Below are 16,341 nucleotides of genomic sequence, written 5' to 3' on the forward strand. Positions count from 1 at the left end.
AATTGTCCTCGTAGGATACTACGAGCCCACTTCTTCCTCTGGAACATCCATACCATATTCATCAAGCTGTTTCTGCCTGCCGAGTTCAGCAGTCACTCGCTCCTCACACTCATCGCGTAAGCCGTCTTTCATATCGTCAATTCGCCAGTCAATCCACTTCTCCTCAAGAGTGTTCTCCAAGTCGTCCTTGGCCGTATAGTTTGACACTATCTTCAAATCAGCACGTTCGTCATCCCACTCGGAAAGAAAATTAATGCGTTTACCAGCCTCGATTAGATCGTCAACAATAGACCTCATTCGTTCTTCTGTGTAGTTTAGCGAACTGCTTGAAACGTACTCCTCAAGATCTAAACGATCAATACACGGAAAACGCCCCTCAACGCGACGGGCCTGAACCACTACCCGAAGTTGATCCACAATAATCGCTGTTGGTAGGACGTCAGTCTGTCCGAAACTCGTTGTTACACGGTCTAATTCACCGTTTAACGAAGATACATCGTGCGTGTGTCGTCGATCAAGCTCCTGAAGCATTGCATCCGGCTCTTCGGCCTCTAAGTTGTCTGGAAACGATGTAGGTCTCGCTTGTCGAACCCATAGTGTGTCGTGATACGCATCTACGACCCAAGTAACGAACTCTGCACCCTCTTCAATAATTGCCTTCGCGATCTTATCGCCATGATTGACGTATGTTGACACCACAAATTCCATGTGGTCAATCTCACTGCCTATATATTCCTCCTCGATGTACGATTGATGATCTTCTGCGATTTCCTTTCGCTCCTCAAGCTGATTCACCACTGTTTCTGCACTTGCGGGAATTGATGATTTTGCCTCTCCGAAAATCACGCTCCCGTCTAAGTTCCATAGTAAGAAATCGAAGTTCGGTACGCCGAGTTCTTCCAACGGCTCAGCGGTGAAGAATTTGTATCCTGCTGGTCGTTCTTGCATGAACGGGAAAATGGAGTAGCTGATTAGCTTCCGGTGCTGGCGCTGGGTGTCAATCTCTTCTCGAAGATCTTCTCGTTTGGATTCTTCAGGAAATTCACTCAGCTTATGCTCGATACATTTTCCATACAATCCACGATACTTCGTTTCTTGACCCTCTGGCACCGACTCAGGAGGATCAACGTTCGTCATGCGTTATGCCGCTGATTGCGATTCGTACAGACGCATTTCAGCGCCACCATCCAATAGTCGGATCACAGCCAGATAGAATTCGATGAGCGACGGGAACGAGCAGTCGTGTTTTGGCACGATCCGCATCGATTCTTCGGTTGCACTTACATTGAATAGCGACCCTCGATTCTCATCGGTTACCTGTGCGGAGAAATCCAGTGACCCTGCCTGTTTAGTGACATCTGTGAAGCTAAAATTCAGATCATCACTGTTCTTGCTACCTCTAATGAAATCCTCAGTCTGCATTAATGTCACTTGCTGATTAAAATCGATCTCACCAGAGCTCATTTCTGGAACCTGAACTTTCAAGTTTCCCGGCGCAACCTCTTGCTTCTCAAAATTTATTTGGTTTGCTACATCCCGCAATTCGAGAACGTTCACCACCACCTCACTCAGCAGTTCGAACAGGACGTTGAAACTTTCTTTGTTGATGGTTTCAAGAGTGAATTTTCCAGAGGTATCGATTCTAATGGAGACGTTTTCATGTTCGTACTGGATTCGGGTCGGAACAACACCATACTCTTCCTGGAATTCATTGAGCCGATCCCGCCCATCAATACCTTTGTATTCGATTTCTCGGTCGACGTCTGGTCGGGTTCGTGCGTCTACCAGACTTGGTACTCGCTGCGATTTGAATTCAGAAATACGCATATCATCGTAGGTACTGAGGACTATTTCGTTCATCGTCTGGAAGTCCCCAGTCATAATTGGCATTGGCGATAGGCAGTCACTGTGTTCTGAAACCGGACGTAGAGCCTGTCGGATCGCCTCCTCGGTTTCGGCGGTGACTACCATTCGGAGGTCGTCTTGATACTGTCCGACGTAGAATTTCGCAGGCTGTTCTGCACCCTTTCGGTTCCGGTACTCGCCAACAAATTTCGTGATGCTACCGAATTCCTCTGTTTCGTAGTGCTCCTCAAGATAGTCCCGCCAGCCGTCGTCAGAGAGATAGAGGTACGTTTTGATCCGTTGGCCGTGATATCCTTTTAGGACACGCTCTGGCGAGTCGAAAATGACTCGGCAGAACTCTTTGAGATTGTATTGTCCTTCAGGTATGTGCATTGAAGCACCTCCGATAGCGTTGTTTGTTGAGTATGCTACACCGGGGCATATATTTGTTTCCTATTCGGTGCGTAGTGAACATACATTCCATAGGAAGCGACGATTGCGGGCCATAGCCATCCATCGAATTTTTCGCGTTCACAGCACGCGGTCCGGAGGTTTAAACCCGATTGCGCCGTAGCCGCCGCCGATGGGTGGACCGATTCCGGCACTCGACGCACGCGCGCGATCGTGCGCCGAGCGCCTCGCTCGCGCCGAGCGAGTGCTGCTCGCCTCGCACATCGACGCCGACGGACTCACGAGCGCGGCCATCGCCGCCGAGGCGCTCGATCGCGCCGACATTCCCTTCGAGACCGTCTTCGAGAAACAGCTCGATCCCGACGTGATCGCGGGGATCGCCGAGCGTGACTTCTCTACTGTGCTCTTCACGGACTTCGGCAGCGGCCAGCTCGACGACATCGCCGACCACGCGGCCGCGGGCGCGTTCACGCCGATCATCGCCGACCACCACCAGCCGGCCGACGACGGGACCGAGTTCCATCTGAACCCCCTTCTGGAGGGTCTCAACGGCGCGACCGAGCTCTCGGGAGCCGGCACGACCTACGTTCTCGCGCGGGCACTGGGCGGGGAGCGTAATCGTGACTTGGCGGCGCTGGCGGTCGTCGGCGCGGTCGGGGACATGCAGGACTCGTCGGGCGAGCTCGTCGGCGCGAATCGGGAGATCGTCGCCGAGGGCGTCGACGCGGGCGTGCTCGCCGAGACGACCGATCTCGCGCTCTACGGCAAGCAGAGCCGCCCGCTGCCGAAACTCCTCGAATACGCCAACGACGTGCGGATCCCCGGCATCTCGGGCAGCGAGCGTGGCGCGATCGGCTTCCTCTCCGATCTCGACATCGAACTCGAACGGGACGGGGAGTGGCAGCGCTGGGTCGATCTCACGACCGACGAACGCCAAACGGTCGCGAGCGCGCTGTTGCAGCGTGCCGTCGCCCGTGGCGTGCCCGCGAACCGCATTGACGATCTCGTCGGGACGACCTACACGCTCACGAGCGAAGCCGAAGGCACCGAACTGCGCGATGCCAGCGAGTTCTCGACGCTGCTCAACGCGACTGCACGCTACGACCGCGCCGACGTCGGGCTGGCGGTCTGTCGCGGCGATCGCGACGACACACTCGACGAGGCCAGAACGCTGCTCACCAACCACCGCAAAAACCTCGCGACGGGGCTCGACTGGGTGAAACGAGAGGGCGTCACGCAGGGCGAGCACGTCCAGTGGTTCGACGCCGGCGAGGCGATCCGCGAGACGATCGTCGGCATCATCGCGGGGATGGCGCTCGGAACCGACGCGCTACGTGGCGATCGGCCGGTCATCGCGTTCGCAGCGAAAAACGACACCGAGAGCAAGGTCTCCGCGCGCGGGACGCACAGACTGGTCCGCTCGGGACTCGATCTCTCGGCGGTGATGGGCGAGGTCGCGCGGGCGCTCGGCGGCGACGGCGGCGGACACGACGTCGCCGCGGGGGCCACGATCCCGAAGGGCGACGAGGAGACGTTCGTCGAACGCGCCGACGCCGTCATCGCCGACCAGCTCGGCTGATTATTCGACGGTGGCGACCAAGAGAAATGTCTCGGGGCGCGTGAACGCGTGCTCGATCGCGAACCCGTGTTCACGGAGACTCTCGGCAGCCGTTGCGACGGTGTAGCGTTCGTCGAGCGGCGGGCCGTGCTCGCCGATACCCTCGCCGCTCCAGTCGACGATCGCGAGCCGACCGGGGGTGGCGAGCACTCGACGAATCTCGCCGAGCGCGTCGTCGCTCGCGAACTCGTGATAGGTCATCGTCGAGAACGCACCATCGATCGAGCCGTCCTCGAATGGTAGTTCCTCGATGCCGGTCGTCACCGGTTCGACGTTGTCGGGCAGCCCTTTCTCGGCGTAGTGGTCGTGCATCGCCTCCTGGATATCGATCGCGTAGACCGTGTCCGCGTGCGGGGCGACGACGTCGGTGAAAAAGCCCGTGCCGCTGCCGAGATCGGCGACGGTGTCCCTCGAATCGGGTGCGAGCGCCCAGAGCAGTTCCTCGCCGGAGACGTACCGGTAGCGACGCCCGGCGTCCTCCAGCTTGTCCGCGCGATCGGCGTCGAAGGTATGGTGGCCCATCAGAGCGCCTCGAACGCTTCATCGGCGAGTGCGCCGGTGTCCGCGACGATGTCGGCCATCGTATCGTCGTCGGGGGCCAGCCCGACGAGGCGTGCGATCCGCATGATCGAGACGTGATAGACGGTCTGCGTTCCAGGCCCTTCCTCCCAGACGACGACGTTACAGGGGAACAGTCCGCCGAGTCGTTTCTCCGAGGCGTCGAGCGCGCGGTCGGCGATCGCGGGATTGCACGCCCCGAGCACGTAGTAGGGATCGCGATCGGCGTCGACCTTCTCGTTGAGCAGTTCCGACGGCGAGAACTCGACAGGAATGCCGAACCCCGCATCGAGAAACGTCTCACGGACGTGTTCGACGGCCGCTTCGTGGTCCATCTCCAGGGTCGTCCGCTTCACGCCGACGTCGTCCTCGTCCAGCTGGGTCGGGTCGATGGGGAGTGCCATTCGGGGAAAGTATTGTGCGCTTCGTGAAAAACCCTTTCGAGCGTCGCTGCCGGCCTCCCTGCGCTAAACCGATTTATGCGTCGGGCGTCTCTCGACGGTATGGCGAACTTCGACCTCGTCGTCTTCGGCGGTGGCACCGGCAACACGGTCGCGTCGGCGGCGGCCGCGGCGGGACTCGACACGGCGCTCGTCGAACGGGGACCGATCGGCGGGACCTGTCTCAACCGTGGCTGCAACCCCTCGAAGATGCTCATCCAGCACGCGAACGCGCTCAACGACGTCCGTGCGGCCGAGCAGTTCGGCATCGAGGCGACAGTCGAGGAGGTACACTTCGGTGAGTTCGTTCGCGAGGTGAACGACGAGCTCGCCGACGCCGCGAGTGGAAAGGAATCGAACAAGCGCGAGGAGGAGCACCTGACCCTCGTTCAGGAGGAAGCCCGGTTCGTCGACGACCACACCATCGAGACCGAGAGCGGCGAAACGCACACCGGCGAGCGGGTCGTCGTCGCGGCCGGATCGCGCCCGATGGTGCCCGACGCTATCGACGGGCTGAGCGAGATCGACTACCTCACCAGCGACGACGCGATCAGGCTCGAAACGCCGCCGAACAGGCTAGTAGTGCTCGGTGGTGGCTACATCGCGGCCGAACTCGGCTACTTCTTCGGATCGTTCGGGACCGACGTTGCGCTCGTCGAGATGGAAGACTCACTCGTGCCCCGCGAGGACGGCGAGGTGGCGGATGCGTTCACCGAGATCGCCCGCGAGCGCCACGACGTCTACACCGGCCATCGCGTCACGGGCGTCGACGAATCGGACGACGGGATCGTCGTGAGCGCCGAATCGGAGGACGGCGACCAGATCGACGTGACCGGTGACGAACTGCTCGTGGCGCTCGGTCGCCGTCCGAACACCGATTCGATCGGGCTGGACCAAACCACTATCGAAACGACCGACGCGGGGTTCATCGGGACCGACGAGCAGTTGGCGACGAACGTCGAGAACGTCTGGGCGATGGGCGATATCGCCGACAACGCGATGTTCAAACACTCCGGCGACTACGAGGGCGAGATCGTGACCGACAACGTCGTCCACGGGGCGGAACGAGCCGCCGACTTCAGCGCCCTCCCGCACGCGGTGTTCACCGAGCCACAGATCGGCGTGGTCGGGAAGACCGAGGCGGCGCTCGACGACGAGGGGCGGGAGTACGTCGTCGGACGGGCGGAGTTCACCGACACGGCGATGAGCCGGGCGCTGAAACTCGATCGCGGGTTCGTGAAGGTGCTCGCCGATCCCGACAGTCACGAGATTCTCGGCTGTCATATCCTCGGCCACGAGGCCGCGACGCTGCTCCACGAGGTGACGCCCGCCGTCCGGTACGGGCTGGGGGCCGACGAGCTCGCGAACACACTGATCCACGCCCACCCCGCGCTGAGCAAGGTCGTGATGCAGGCGTGTGCGGACGTCGCCGGAAACTAGCCAGCTTCGAACTGATCGAGCGTCGCCGCCAGTAACTCTCGCTCGTTCGCATCGCGCGCCAGCACGCGCTGTTTCCACTGCTCGCGCTCGCGGTCGAACGTGAGATACAGCACGGTTCCACCGGTGAGGACGGTCGCGGTGCTCGTCACGTCGTGGCCGTGCTCGTAGCTCGTCGGGAGCTCGATGACGCTTCGCACCGCTGGGCGCTCGCGGAGGCGTTCGATCTCGCTCGTGGACAGGGACTCGTCTGGCAGTTTAGTAGCCAGATTCACCATTGGGAGCAGCTACGTGGCGATGGAGTATGTCGTTTGTCCCTGCCGTGGCTGGCAGCGACGGGATGGCGTGCGTGGCGAACCCCGATGGCACCGAGTATTTCACGCCCCAACCGATACGAAAACCGTGATAGATCTCCGCAGCGACACGGTGACGCGACCCGACGCGGCGATGCGCGAGGCGGCCCGGACGGCCGCCGTCGGCGACGACGTCTACGACGAGGACCCCACGGTCAACGAGCTCGAAGCCCGCGCCGCCGCGGCTGTCGGCATGGACGCCGCCCTCTACGTTCCGACGGGGACGATGGGCAACCAGATCGCCGCGCGCACTCACGCCGACCGCGGCGACGAACTGCTCTGCGAGCGTGAGAGCCACATCTACAACTGGGAGGTCGGCGGCCTCGCACAGCTCTCGGGGCTCCAGGCACGCCCCATCGACGGCGGCGCACGCGGCGTCATCACCCCGGCCGCCGTCCACGACGCGTACGTCGAACGCACCGATCACCGGCCCGGCACCGGCCTGCTGGCGCTCGAAAACACCCACAATCAGAAAGGTGGCGTCGCCATCACTGCTGACGAGATCGCCGCCGCCGCCGCGGCCGCCCACGAGCACGATATTCCGACCCACGTCGACGGTGCCCGGCTATTCAACGCGAGCGTCGCGCTCGACACGCCCGTCCCGCGGCTGCTCGACAGCGCCGACTCGGTGATGTTCTGCCTCTCGAAGGGGCTCGGTGCGCCCGTCGGCTCGATGCTCGCCGGGAGCGAGGCGTTCATCGAGCGCGCACATCGCAACCGCAAACTGTTGGGCGGCGGGATGCGCCAGGCGGGGGTCATCGCCGCTCCGGGGCTGGACGCGCTCGACAACGTCGACCGACTCGCCGCGGATCACGCGAACGCCCGGACGCTCGCGGCGGGGCTCGACGCCATCGACGGGCTCGCCGCCGAGACGCCCGAGACGAACATCGTCCTCGTCGAGACCGACCGCCCGGCCGAGGCGTTCGTCGAGGTCACCGCTGCGGAAGGAGTCCATGCGTCGGCGTTCGGCGAGCACACCGTTCGGCTGTGCACTCACTGGGACGTCGACGAGGACGACATCGAACAGGCGATCGAGTGCGTCGGGCGTGCGATGAGCTAGCGCCGACCGCGCTTGCTCCCTTCGCGGAAGGCGGTGGCGGTGCGCCGGATGAGGAGGTAGAACCCGAAGAAGACCAGGAGAATGACTGCAAGGAGAACGAGCAACACCGGGTCGAGACCGAGAGCCATAGGGCGCGTAGCCGACCGCCGCGTAAATCCGTTTCGGGCATCATTGCGACCGCTCGACGAGTCGCTCGTCGTTTCGGCTGGCCACGTCGCTGACCGTTTCCGTTTCCAGAAGCTCGTTCAGGCGACGTTCGAACTCCGCGTGATCGATCTCGCCGCGCGCGTATCGCTGTCGGAGGGTCGTCAACGCGTCCTCGCTGGCATCGTCCGCCGTCGTGTCGGCCGTGGTGCGTGTGTCGAGCCACTCCCCGATGCGCTCGCCGCCGCCAGCGAGATAGAGCAGACCGACGACGCCGATGAGGATCGGGAGCACGCCGAAGAGGGTCCCGGTTCCGAGCTGGACGATCCCGAACAGGAACGCGATGATGCTAACCGGGACGACGACCGCCATGGCCGGATCGCTCGGTGATGGTGCCATTCTCTGAGTGACGACCGCTGCGTCGCGCCGTTCTTGTAATTCGATCTACAAACATCTGTCGGTGCTGTGGATATCGAAGCGGCTTCAGTTCACCGCTCCACCGTGAACTCCTCGAAGACCTCGCCATCGGGTTCCAAGAGTCGTCCCTCGATACGCTCCTCTTCCACGTCGAGCGCCGCGTAGCCCGGTCGATACCACCGCGGGTCGGCATGGCTGCCCGGATTGAGGAGCACGATCTCGCCCGTGTCGGTGACGCCCGGCTGGTGTGAGTGTCCCGAGACCACGATGTCGGCGTCGGCCTGCCGGCCGAAGAGGGCCAGTTCCGTCTCGTCGCGGCCGTCGCCGTGAGTGAGCGCGACGGTGGCCCCCTCGTGCTCGACGACACGCTCGCCTGGCAGGCGCTCGCGGACGGCCGGCGTGGCGTTGTTGCCGTAGACTGCACGGATTTCCTGTGACTCGGCCTCGAAGGCATCGAGCACGCGCTCGGTGGTGAAATCGCCGGCGTGGATCACCAGCTCGGCCTCGCGAACGGTCTCCAGGAGGTGGCCATCGAGGCGATGGCCGTCCGTGCCGTGCGTATCGGAGAGAACGCAGATCATAGGCGAGCTAGCCGCCACGAGCGAAAAAACCGTTCTGTCTGGGAACGGCGTTATTCGGCCTGCGAGCTCTCGAAGGTGTCCGCGTAGTCGGCGACGAACCGTTCGAGCGGGATCGGTTCGCGCCCGAGCAGTGACTCGACGTCCCGGCTCACGCGCCCGGCGAACCCGAGCCGCGCGGTGGTGTAGATGCCGACCATGACGAGGACGAACGCGAGCGGCTGTCCCTCGGCGCGGAGCCGCCGGACGAACGCCGGGATCGAGGGGTTCGCGTAGCCGATCGGCCGGTCGAGCACGTCCGAAAATATCTCGGCGACCGTCTCGTAGTCGAACGCTGCCGGCCCCGTGATGTCGTACGCACGGTTTCGATGGCCGGGCTCCGTGAGCGCGACCGCGGCGGCAGCCCCGATATCGCGGGCATCGACGAAGCTCGTCTTTCCGTTCCCGGCCGGGACGAAGATCTCGTCGCGCTCGGCGATGGCTTCTCGATGGACCTCGGTGAGGTTCTGCATGAAAAACGACGCCCGGAGGAACGTGTAGCTCACGTCGGCGTCTTGGAGATGGGCTTCGATGCGACGGTGGGGCAGGATCGGGTTCTTCTCCGCACCGAGCACCGAGAGGAAGGCGACGTGCTCGACGCCCACCCGCGCGGCGGCGTCGATTGCGGGCGTGATATGGCGCTTGACGCGCCCGATCGTCGGCGGCCGGATGAGAAAGAGCGCGTCGACCTCCGCGAACGCCGCGCCCCACGTCTCGGGTCGTTGGAAGTCGAACTCCGCGTACTCGATATCGTCACCGAAGCGCTCGCGGGCACGCGCGATGTCTCGTACGCCCGCTCGCACCGTGGTGTCCTCGTCAGCGAGGTTCGTCACGACGTGTCGACCGACGGTCCCCGTAGCCCCTGTGACCAGTATTCTCATTCTCTGACGAACGCACCGATAGCTCCTATACCTGTTCACCGGGGGAGGAGGGGCAAGCGGTCGATGTCGGTGGAGACGGGAGCAGGATGATTCAGCGCCAACGTTTATGTCATAACCGTCCGTGAACGACGTATGCTGCTGGTTCCCTTCGACGGCTCGGCCCTCGCGAAGACGGCGCTCTCCCGCGCTCGCGAGTTCGGATCGGCGCTCGGCGAGGACGTCCTCGTGCTCGTCGTCGTCCCACACGACGCCTCGTTCGCCCGCGAGCGTGGCTGGATCACGGCGGACGAGCCGTTCGATCCTCAGCGCGCCGGCGACGAGCTGGCGATGACCGCGGGGGAGATCGCGCCCGAGAGCGAGGTCCACGTCGAGACGACCGAAGCGACGAGTTCGCTCGCCTCGACCGAGACCGACATCAGTCGGACGATCCGTGAGGTCGCCCACGAGCGCGACGCGACGGTCGTCTTCGTCGGCAGCGAGAACGCCGGCCGCGTCACCGCGCCGCCGACCAGCGTCGGCACGCCCGTCGCCGAGGATCCCGACTACGACGTCTACATCGCCCGCAACGCCGAGTAGCTCCGGTCGGCGCTCGGGACTCGACAGGACGGACGATTCCCATCTGCGCTGTGAACTGTTGCTGGTCGACGGTTTCAGTCGGTGGTTTTCTCGGTGACGTGGAAGTCGTCAGGCGGCGCGATCAGGCCGGCCGTCGCGCCGACCGAGTGGACGAGTACGGCCAGCGGAACGAGCGCGAACATCGGCAGTGATCGCAGCGACAGCCGGTCGTACTGCGAGAGGCCGATCGCGAACCAGGCGACCATCAGCAGCGCAAGCGATACCGAGAGGACCTGCAACAGCCCGGAGCAAAACAGCTGCAGGCCGCTGAGCGTCACGCCGACGGTGATGAGCGGCATGATCGGGGCGACCGCCCAGACGTACGACCGACTCTTCGCGAGCAGTTTGTACCGCAGCGGGAGGTTCGACGCTTCCTGATGGTTGCCGGCGGCCCAGCGCCGGCGCTGCTGGAAGATCTCGCCGAGACTCGGCGGTGCCTGATTCGAGAAACTGGCCGGGCTGAGCGCGTACGAGACCGATTCCGATTCGGCGGCTCGCCAGAGGAAGGCGGTGTCCTCGACCAGCGTCGGCCAGTCCCACGTCACCCGGTCTTCGAGCGATTTCCGGATGGCGATGCCGCCGCCCCACGCGAACAGCGGGATGCGAAAGCGATGGAAGGCGTGCTGTTCGATCTGCGCGCCCATGCGAAAGACGTCGGCGAAGTACGCGAGCCACGACCCCGTGTAGCGGGGCCGCTCGCTGAACTGCACCACGTCGGCGTCGGGCAATCCATCGAACTCCTCGACGATGCTGTCTTCGTCGAGATAGAGGACGTATTCGCGATCACACGACAGGGTTTGCCGCGCCCACTCGATCGCGCGGCCCTTCCGGACCGCCTCGCAGGAGAACGATTCCGGGACGACGTGAACCTCCGCCCCGTCGATCGCGATCGGTTTCTCGGCGATCACGTGCCGATCGGTGATCGACGCTGGCAACGAATCGACCGTCTGCTGGACGACGTCCTCGGCACCGATCGTGAGGATGCGCACCTGAACGTCCTCCGGGCCGTACGCCGTCTCTTGATCGTCTCGATACCGCGCGAGAACGAGGGTCTCGAACAGCCAGAAGAGACCCGCGACGGCGAACAGGATGGTTACTGACCAGATGAACGCCGATGCGACCGCTCCCGGTGGATGAATCATTGGTACGTGAATGTTCGGGTCGTGAATAAATGAACGTTCTGTGATATATGTAGACATGAGAGTTGATCGCAGCGCTCACGGCCTGTACTGTCCGTTTTCGTGCAGGCGGTGGAACGCGGAACCAACTCCTGGCTCGACCGCCGGGTCCACAACGGCTTTGCGTCGACGATCGTTTCACTCCGCATGGCCGACATCGAGGATCGGGAGTGGCGGCTCATCCGCGAGGACGTCAGGCCCGGGCCGCTGAACATGGCGCTCGACGAGATCGCCGCCGAGACGGCCGCTGCGGGCGGCCCGCGGACGGTGCGCGTCTACCGCTGGGAGCCGGCGACGCTCTCGCTCGGCTATCGACAGGAGCCGGCGACCGTCGATTGGGAGTTCTGCGATCGCGAGGGAATCTCCGTGACACGCCGGCCGACCGGCGGTGGCGGCATCTATCACGACAACCACGGCGACATCTCCTACTCCATCGTCGCGCCCGCCGCCGAGCTCCCCGGTGATCTGATGGACACCTACGAACTGCTCTGTGAGCCGCTCTTCGATGGGTTCGATCGCCTCGACGTCCCCGTCTCGTTCGCGAGCGAGGACCGTCCGTCCATCCACGAGCCCGCCTGCTATCTGCGCGCGCTCCATCCGGCCCACGACGTGGTCGCCGCCGACGGCCGGAAGATCAGCGGCAACGCCCAGTACCGCCGCCGCGACAGCGTCATCCAGCACGGCTCGGTCCTGTTCGACCGCGCGACCGAGCGCCATCTCTCCTGTTTCGCCGACGGGCCGTCGGCTGAACGCTTCGACGAACGGGTGACGAACGTCCGGGAGCAGGCGAGCGTCGGTCGCGAGCGCGCCGTGAGGACGTTCGAAAATGCGCTCGCCGACTGGGTCGACGCCGAAGTCGGGACGTGGACTGACGACGAGCTCGATCGGGCACGCGAGCGCGCTCGCGAGAAGTTCGCGAGCGACGCCTGGAACCACGACCGCGAGGACCCCACCGCAGCGCGAGATGCAGCCGACCGCGAGGAATCGACCGAGTAGTCGCGGCCCTTCGATGGCCCTATGAGTACCCCCGGCGACGTCAGTATATGCACGTCGGAGCACACGTCTCGATCGCCGGCGGCGTCGACAACGCCATCGGGCGCGAGGAGGACGTCGGCGGGAACTGTGGGCAGATATTCACGGCCTCGCCACAGGTCTGGGCCGGCCCCGACATCGACGACGAGGAGGCCGCCCGCTTTCGCGAGGGCGAACTCGGCCCCTGGGTCATCCACGCCTCCTACCTCGTGAATCTCGCCACGCCGAAGGACGACCTCCGTGAGAAATCCATCGCGAGCCTCCAGGACGAGTGCGATGCGGCCGCCGAACTCGGCATCGAGTACGTCAACGTCCACCTCGGCGCACACACCGGCGCGGGCGTCGAGAACGGGCTCGACAACGCCGCGAGCGCCATCGACGAACTCGACATCCCTGCGGAGGTCACTCTCCTGGTCGAGAGCGATGCCGGCAGCGGCACCAAACTGGGCGACGAGTTCGCCCACCTCGCGGCCGTTCGTGACCGCAGCCACACGGACATCGGCTTCTGCCTCGACACCGCTCACACCTTCGCCGCGGGCTACGATCTCTCGTCGCCCGACGCGGTCGCAGAGACCGTCGCCGCCTTCGACGATACGGTGGGTCTCGACGATCTCCACTGTTTCCACCTCAACGACTCGAAACACGCCTGCGGGACAAACAAGGACGAACACGCACACATCGGCGAGGGCGAGATCGGCGAGGCGGGCATGCGCGCGATCGTGACCCACGACGACCTCCGTGAGCTCCCGTTCGTCCTCGAAACGCCGACTGAGGACGGCCGCGGATTTGCTTGGAACATCGACCGCGTTCGCGAGCTGCGCGCCGACTGAGACGTCGTTTCACCGCATTTCGGAGCGATCGGTCGGTCAGTTCTCGAAGCGTACCTTTCGACTATCCTTCCTCGCCACCTTCGCCGCCTTCCTGCTCCCCGCCACCACCGTCTTCCCCTTCGCCACCGTCACCGCCTCCACCGTTCTCGCCGCCTTCTTGCTCGCCTCCCTCTCCGCCACCGCCTCCGTTTTCGCCACCGTCTCCGCCCTCACCACCGCCTTCTCCTTCTTCGCCCTCGCCACCGAGGCCGATATCGGAACAGCCGGCGAGGCCAACTGCGAGCGCACCGGCCGACAGCGAGAGTGTTCGTCGGCGAGTCAGCCGCCTCTCCTCGTGGTCTTCGGTCATGCAACCGGCCGACGATCGGTGAGGAGTTAACCCTTCTCGTGTTCCGTTGCGGCGCTGCGGCGGCTCAGACCACGTCGCCGCGAACGCTCGCGCCCTCCTGGCGGTCGCGGTACTCCCGCACCGCGTCGGCAGCGCGTTCGGATTCATCCTCGTCCATCCCGACCATTCCGAGCGCGTCGGCGAGGGTCGGAAAGACGAACTCGCCTTCTTCGAGTTTCTCGAACGCGTCCTCGGATCGCTGGCCATCGAGCCAGAGACAGACCCCGCGCGGGTCCAGGATCTCCGTGTAGTTCTCGCGCGCCATCGCCCCCTTGAGACGCTGGGTCACGTTGTCCTCGAAGCTCGCGTTACAGACCTCAAGATGGATCGGTTCGTCGTCGCCGACGAGCTGAGCCGCGAGACATTTCTCGGGGGCGGCGTAGCCGTTGGCGCTGGCGCGGATCCGGTCGGGATACTCGTCGGCCCAATCGGCGCTCACGGTCTTGCCGATCCCCTCGACACCGTGTGTCTCGCGGAACTCCGCCTCGCGATCGTCGTCGCCGCCGAAGAGCAGGTCCTTCGTGAGATAGACGTCGAGGCGCTCGACGGGATCGAGTCCGAGCGCGAGATCGCCGTAGACCCACAGCTCGCGCACCGGGACGGGCATCGGCTCCTCCTCGACGGTCTCGACGAGGCGCTCGACGCGCTCGACGGCCTCCTCGCGGGTGAACGCGGTCATTGCCGGGAAGAGTCGCTCACGGGGAAAAAGCGACTCGCCCCAGCGGTTATTGCGATGGCAGGCGATGGGTGAGTATGACACGCGCGGCCATCGATTACGCGAATTTCGAGGCGGGTCGCGACGCGAACTACTGGGAACTCGACCGCACGCTCCAGTTCGAGGCACGGCGCGTCTATCCCGACGACGAGTTCGCGTGGGCCGAGTCCCGACTGTCGGAATTTGGAGAAGTCGTCGGCTCGATGGTCGCCGACAACGCCGATCGTATCGACAGACACGAGCCCGAACTCCACACGTACGACGAAGAGGGCGAGCTCCGAAACGAGGTCGAATACCACCCCACACAGCACGAAAACGAGCGCATCGCCTACGAGGCGTTCGGCCTGACACACGACGCCTTCCACGCGCCGCCGGATCGCGAGGAGCCGATGGGGTTGACGCACACGCTGACCCAGCAGACGCTGCTCTCGTACGCCGACGCGGGGTTCGTCTGTCCGGTCTCGATGACGAACGGCGTCGCGCTCGTACTGGAAAAGTTCGACGATGGTCCCCTTGAGGACTATTTCGAGCGTCTCACCAGCCGGGACGCCGACGAGCACATCGAGGGTGCGATGTTCCTCACCGAAAAGCAGGGCGGCAGCGACGTGGGAACGAACGAAACCGTCGCCGAGCGGGCGGACGACGGGAGCTACCGACTGACCGGCGAGAAATGGTTCTGCTCCAACATCGACGCCGAGGGCGCGCTCGCGCTGGCCCGGCGACCCGACGCCCCCGAGGGAACGGCGGGACTCTCGCTGTTTCTGGTGCCGCGCACGAAATCGAACGGCGAGGTCAACGACGCGCTCTTTCGCCGGCTGAAGGACAAGTTGGGGACGCTCTCGGTGCCGACGGGCGAGATCGAGTTCCGCGGTGCGGAGGCCTCCCTCGTCGGCGAACCTGAGAACGGCTTCCGGCAGATGACCGCGATGCTCAACTTCGAGCGACTCTCGAACGCCGGCGCGTCCGTGGGCATCATGGGCCGTGCCCTCCTGGAATCGAAGGTTCAAGCGGCGACCCGCGAGGCGTTCGGCGAACCGATCCAGGAGAAACCGCTGATGCGCCGTGATTTAGTGGATATGAGCGTCGACTACGAGGCCGCCGCGGCCTTTACCTTCGAGTGTGCCGGCCTGCTCGATCGCCACCGGCGAGAGGAGGATCAGGAGGCGTTCACGCTCATGCGCGCGCTCGTCCCGATCGCGAAGCAGGTGACCGCACGGATGGCCGTCGAGACCGCCTCCTACGCCTGCGAAGTCCTCGGCGGCAACGGCTACGTCAGGGAACACGTCACGCCACGGCTGCTCCGCGACGCACAGGTCCTCCCGATCTGGGAGGGCACCTCGAACGTCCTCAGTCTGGATCTGCTCCGCGCGCTCGACCGCGAGGACGCCCACGAGGCGCTGCTGCCGGCGATCCGGGAGCACATCGACGCGGCCGAGCATCCGGCGCTGGCCGACTGCGCCGAGACGATCGACGACGAGTTCGCGCGACTCCAGGAGGCACTCGTCCACCTCGCGGGTGCGGACGTGGAGGAGGCACAGTTGCAGGCGAAGGAGCTCGCCGAATACGTCTTCGACGTCTATACCGCGGCACTGCTGCTCGCGGAGGCCCAGGCGGAACTCGACCGCGGCGACGCCCGGAAGGCGCTGGTCGCCGAGCGGTTCGTCGAGACACGACTCCGAGAGTCCGACGCGCGTGGCATCGCAGACGGGGATCGCTTCGCCACCGAGCACTTCGACGGGATCGTCCGCTACGCTTCCGTTGCGCCCGAATCGCTCACCGAATCGGCCCCGGCCGACGACTGA

At 64.1% G+C, this 16,341-nt stretch carries 19 protein-coding genes; 7 read left to right on the plus strand and 12 right to left on the minus strand.

Annotation, left to right across the window (positions count from 1 at the left end; translation table 11 throughout):
- Positions 1-18: 18 nt before the first annotated feature.
- Both MUK72_RS04855 and MUK72_RS04860 read right to left on the minus strand, forming a co-directional pair.
- The gene (locus tag MUK72_RS04855; RefSeq protein WP_244704432.1) at positions 19-1,137 is read right to left on the minus strand and encodes a hypothetical protein; all 1,119 of its coding nucleotides are present in this window, start codon (positions 1,135-1,137) and stop codon (positions 19-21) included.
- A 3-nt stretch (positions 1,138-1,140) separates the two neighbouring features.
- On the minus strand, positions 1,141-2,238 hold the full coding sequence (locus tag MUK72_RS04860; RefSeq protein ID WP_244704434.1) for a hypothetical protein: 1,098 nt from the start codon (positions 2,236-2,238) through the stop codon (positions 1,141-1,143).
- A gap of 190 nt (positions 2,239-2,428) precedes the next feature.
- On the opposite strand from MUK72_RS04860, the gene recJ reads away from it, so the two are divergent.
- Positions 2,429-3,835 carry a RecJ family nuclease gene (recJ, locus tag MUK72_RS04865; protein WP_244704436.1) on the plus strand — a complete coding sequence of 469 codons (1,407 nt, stop codon included), beginning with the start codon at positions 2,429-2,431 and terminating at the stop codon, positions 3,833-3,835.
- Here recJ and MUK72_RS04870 read toward each other — a convergent pair whose 3' ends face one another.
- Together MUK72_RS04870 and MUK72_RS04875 are read right to left on the minus strand one after the other, a co-directional pair.
- Complete coding sequence (locus MUK72_RS04870; protein WP_244704439.1) at positions 3,836-4,396, minus strand: class I SAM-dependent methyltransferase; 561 nt, start codon at positions 4,394-4,396, stop codon at positions 3,836-3,838.
- Entirely contained in the window at positions 4,396-4,836 is a 441-nt protein-coding gene (locus MUK72_RS04875) for a DUF302 domain-containing protein (RefSeq protein ID WP_244704442.1), read from the minus strand. The genes MUK72_RS04870 and MUK72_RS04875 overlap by 1 nt, the downstream gene beginning before the upstream one ends.
- Before the next feature lie 99 nt (positions 4,837-4,935).
- Between MUK72_RS04875 and MUK72_RS04880 the strand changes: the two genes are divergently transcribed.
- Positions 4,936-6,312 (plus strand): dihydrolipoyl dehydrogenase family protein, encoded by a 1,377-nt coding sequence (locus tag MUK72_RS04880; protein WP_244704444.1) that lies wholly within the window; start codon positions 4,936-4,938, stop codon positions 6,310-6,312.
- On the opposite strand, the gene MUK72_RS04885 is transcribed toward MUK72_RS04880, so the two are convergent.
- Entirely contained in the window at positions 6,309-6,587 is a 279-nt protein-coding gene (locus tag MUK72_RS04885) for a DUF7964 domain-containing protein (protein ID WP_244704446.1), read from the minus strand. The genes MUK72_RS04880 and MUK72_RS04885 overlap by 4 nt on opposite strands.
- 124 nt (positions 6,588-6,711) lie before the next feature.
- On the opposite strand from MUK72_RS04885, the gene MUK72_RS04890 reads away from it, so the two are divergent.
- Entirely contained in the window at positions 6,712-7,722 is a 1,011-nt protein-coding gene (locus tag MUK72_RS04890; RefSeq protein WP_244704448.1) for a threonine aldolase family protein, read from the plus strand.
- Here MUK72_RS04890 and MUK72_RS20175 read toward each other — a convergent pair.
- From MUK72_RS20175 to MUK72_RS04905, 4 genes are all read right to left on the minus strand, one after another.
- Positions 7,719-7,850, minus strand: coding sequence for a DUF7859 family protein (locus MUK72_RS20175; protein WP_275039118.1), 132 nt, complete (start codon positions 7,848-7,850; stop codon positions 7,719-7,721). The two genes, MUK72_RS04890 and MUK72_RS20175, sit on opposite strands and share 4 nt — an antisense overlap.
- Positions 7,851-7,890: 40 nt before the next feature.
- Positions 7,891-8,238, minus strand: a complete 348-nt coding sequence (locus MUK72_RS04895) for an SHOCT domain-containing protein (RefSeq protein WP_244704450.1) — start codon at positions 8,236-8,238, stop codon at positions 7,891-7,893.
- Positions 8,239-8,354: 116 nt separating this feature from the next.
- The gene (locus MUK72_RS04900; protein WP_244704452.1) at positions 8,355-8,864 is read right to left on the minus strand and encodes a metallophosphoesterase; all 510 of its coding nucleotides are present in this window, start codon (positions 8,862-8,864) and stop codon (positions 8,355-8,357) included.
- Positions 8,865-8,914: 50 nt separating this feature from the next.
- Positions 8,915-9,781, minus strand: coding sequence for an SDR family oxidoreductase (locus tag MUK72_RS04905; RefSeq protein WP_244704454.1), 867 nt, complete (start codon positions 9,779-9,781; stop codon positions 8,915-8,917).
- A gap of 132 nt (positions 9,782-9,913) precedes the next feature.
- On the opposite strand from MUK72_RS04905, the gene MUK72_RS04910 reads away from it, so the two are divergent.
- Positions 9,914-10,357: a universal stress protein gene (locus MUK72_RS04910; RefSeq protein ID WP_004051140.1), complete on the plus strand. Its 444-nt coding sequence runs from the start codon at positions 9,914-9,916 to the stop codon at positions 10,355-10,357.
- A gap of 74 nt (positions 10,358-10,431) precedes the next feature.
- Here the strand turns inward: MUK72_RS04910 and MUK72_RS04915 are convergent, their stop codons facing one another.
- Positions 10,432-11,538 carry a glycosyltransferase family 2 protein gene (locus MUK72_RS04915; RefSeq protein WP_244704456.1) on the minus strand — a complete coding sequence of 369 codons (1,107 nt, stop codon included), beginning with the start codon at positions 11,536-11,538 and terminating at the stop codon, positions 10,432-10,434.
- Between the two features lie 183 nt (positions 11,539-11,721).
- Here MUK72_RS04915 and MUK72_RS04920 point away from each other — a divergent pair, with 183 nt between their 5' ends.
- Both MUK72_RS04920 and MUK72_RS04925 read left to right on the plus strand, forming a co-directional pair.
- The gene (locus MUK72_RS04920) at positions 11,722-12,570 is read left to right on the plus strand and encodes a lipoate--protein ligase family protein (protein WP_244704458.1); all 849 of its coding nucleotides are present in this window, start codon (positions 11,722-11,724) and stop codon (positions 12,568-12,570) included.
- A gap of 47 nt (positions 12,571-12,617) precedes the next feature.
- Positions 12,618-13,436 (plus strand): deoxyribonuclease IV, encoded by an 819-nt coding sequence (locus MUK72_RS04925; RefSeq protein WP_244704461.1) that lies wholly within the window; start codon positions 12,618-12,620, stop codon positions 13,434-13,436.
- A gap of 61 nt (positions 13,437-13,497) precedes the next feature.
- On the opposite strand, the gene MUK72_RS04930 is transcribed toward MUK72_RS04925, so the two are convergent.
- On the minus strand, positions 13,498-13,785 hold the full coding sequence (locus MUK72_RS04930; protein ID WP_244704463.1) for a hypothetical protein: 288 nt from the start codon (positions 13,783-13,785) through the stop codon (positions 13,498-13,500).
- A 64-nt stretch (positions 13,786-13,849) separates the two neighbouring features.
- On the minus strand, positions 13,850-14,503 hold the full coding sequence (locus tag MUK72_RS04935; protein WP_244704465.1) for a DUF7095 family protein: 654 nt from the start codon (positions 14,501-14,503) through the stop codon (positions 13,850-13,852).
- A gap of 74 nt (positions 14,504-14,577) precedes the next feature.
- On the opposite strand from MUK72_RS04935, the gene MUK72_RS04940 reads away from it, so the two are divergent.
- A complete protein-coding gene (locus MUK72_RS04940) occupies positions 14,578-16,341 on the plus strand; it encodes an acyl-CoA dehydrogenase family protein (RefSeq protein WP_244704467.1) in 1,764 nt (587 codons plus the stop codon).

This window comes from Halococcus dombrowskii, assembly GCF_022870485.1.
Classification (GTDB): domain Archaea; phylum Halobacteriota; class Halobacteria; order Halobacteriales; family Halococcaceae; genus Halococcus; species Halococcus morrhuae.

Excerpts from the sequence above, each read along its gene's own strand:
- MUK72_RS04870 (WP_244704439.1), bottom strand. The coding sequence starts at position 4,396 with ATGGGCCACCATACCTTCGACGCCGATCGCGCGGACAAGCTGGAGGAC.
- MUK72_RS04900 (WP_244704452.1), bottom strand. The coding sequence starts at position 8,864 with ATGATCTGCGTTCTCTCCGATACGCACGGCACGGACGGCCATCGCCTC.
- recJ (WP_244704436.1), top strand. The coding sequence starts at position 2,429 with ATGGGTGGACCGATTCCGGCACTCGACGCACGCGCGCGATCGTGCGCC.
- MUK72_RS04855 (WP_244704432.1), bottom strand. The coding sequence starts at position 1,137 with ATGACGAACGTTGATCCTCCTGAGTCGGTGCCAGAGGGTCAAGAAACG.
- MUK72_RS04920 (WP_244704458.1), top strand. The coding sequence starts at position 11,722 with ATGGCCGACATCGAGGATCGGGAGTGGCGGCTCATCCGCGAGGACGTC.
- MUK72_RS04940 (WP_244704467.1), top strand. The coding sequence starts at position 14,578 with ATGACACGCGCGGCCATCGATTACGCGAATTTCGAGGCGGGTCGCGAC.
- MUK72_RS04930 (WP_244704463.1), bottom strand. The coding sequence starts at position 13,785 with ATGACCGAAGACCACGAGGAGAGGCGGCTGACTCGCCGACGAACACTC.
- MUK72_RS04925 (WP_244704461.1), top strand. The coding sequence starts at position 12,618 with ATGCACGTCGGAGCACACGTCTCGATCGCCGGCGGCGTCGACAACGCC.
- MUK72_RS04885 (WP_244704446.1), bottom strand. The coding sequence starts at position 6,587 with ATGGTGAATCTGGCTACTAAACTGCCAGACGAGTCCCTGTCCACGAGC.
- MUK72_RS04915 (WP_244704456.1), bottom strand. The coding sequence starts at position 11,538 with ATGATTCATCCACCGGGAGCGGTCGCATCGGCGTTCATCTGGTCAGTA.
- MUK72_RS04860 (WP_244704434.1), bottom strand. The coding sequence starts at position 2,238 with ATGCACATACCTGAAGGACAATACAATCTCAAAGAGTTCTGCCGAGTC.
- MUK72_RS04880 (WP_244704444.1), top strand. The coding sequence starts at position 4,936 with ATGGCGAACTTCGACCTCGTCGTCTTCGGCGGTGGCACCGGCAACACG.
- MUK72_RS04935 (WP_244704465.1), bottom strand. The coding sequence starts at position 14,503 with ATGACCGCGTTCACCCGCGAGGAGGCCGTCGAGCGCGTCGAGCGCCTC.
- MUK72_RS20175 (WP_275039118.1), bottom strand. The coding sequence starts at position 7,850 with ATGGCTCTCGGTCTCGACCCGGTGTTGCTCGTTCTCCTTGCAGTCATT.
- MUK72_RS04895 (WP_244704450.1), bottom strand. The coding sequence starts at position 8,238 with ATGGCGGTCGTCGTCCCGGTTAGCATCATCGCGTTCCTGTTCGGGATC.
- MUK72_RS04875 (WP_244704442.1), bottom strand. The coding sequence starts at position 4,836 with ATGGCACTCCCCATCGACCCGACCCAGCTGGACGAGGACGACGTCGGC.
- MUK72_RS04905 (WP_244704454.1), bottom strand. The coding sequence starts at position 9,781 with ATGAGAATACTGGTCACAGGGGCTACGGGGACCGTCGGTCGACACGTC.
- MUK72_RS04910 (WP_004051140.1), top strand. The coding sequence starts at position 9,914 with ATGCTGCTGGTTCCCTTCGACGGCTCGGCCCTCGCGAAGACGGCGCTC.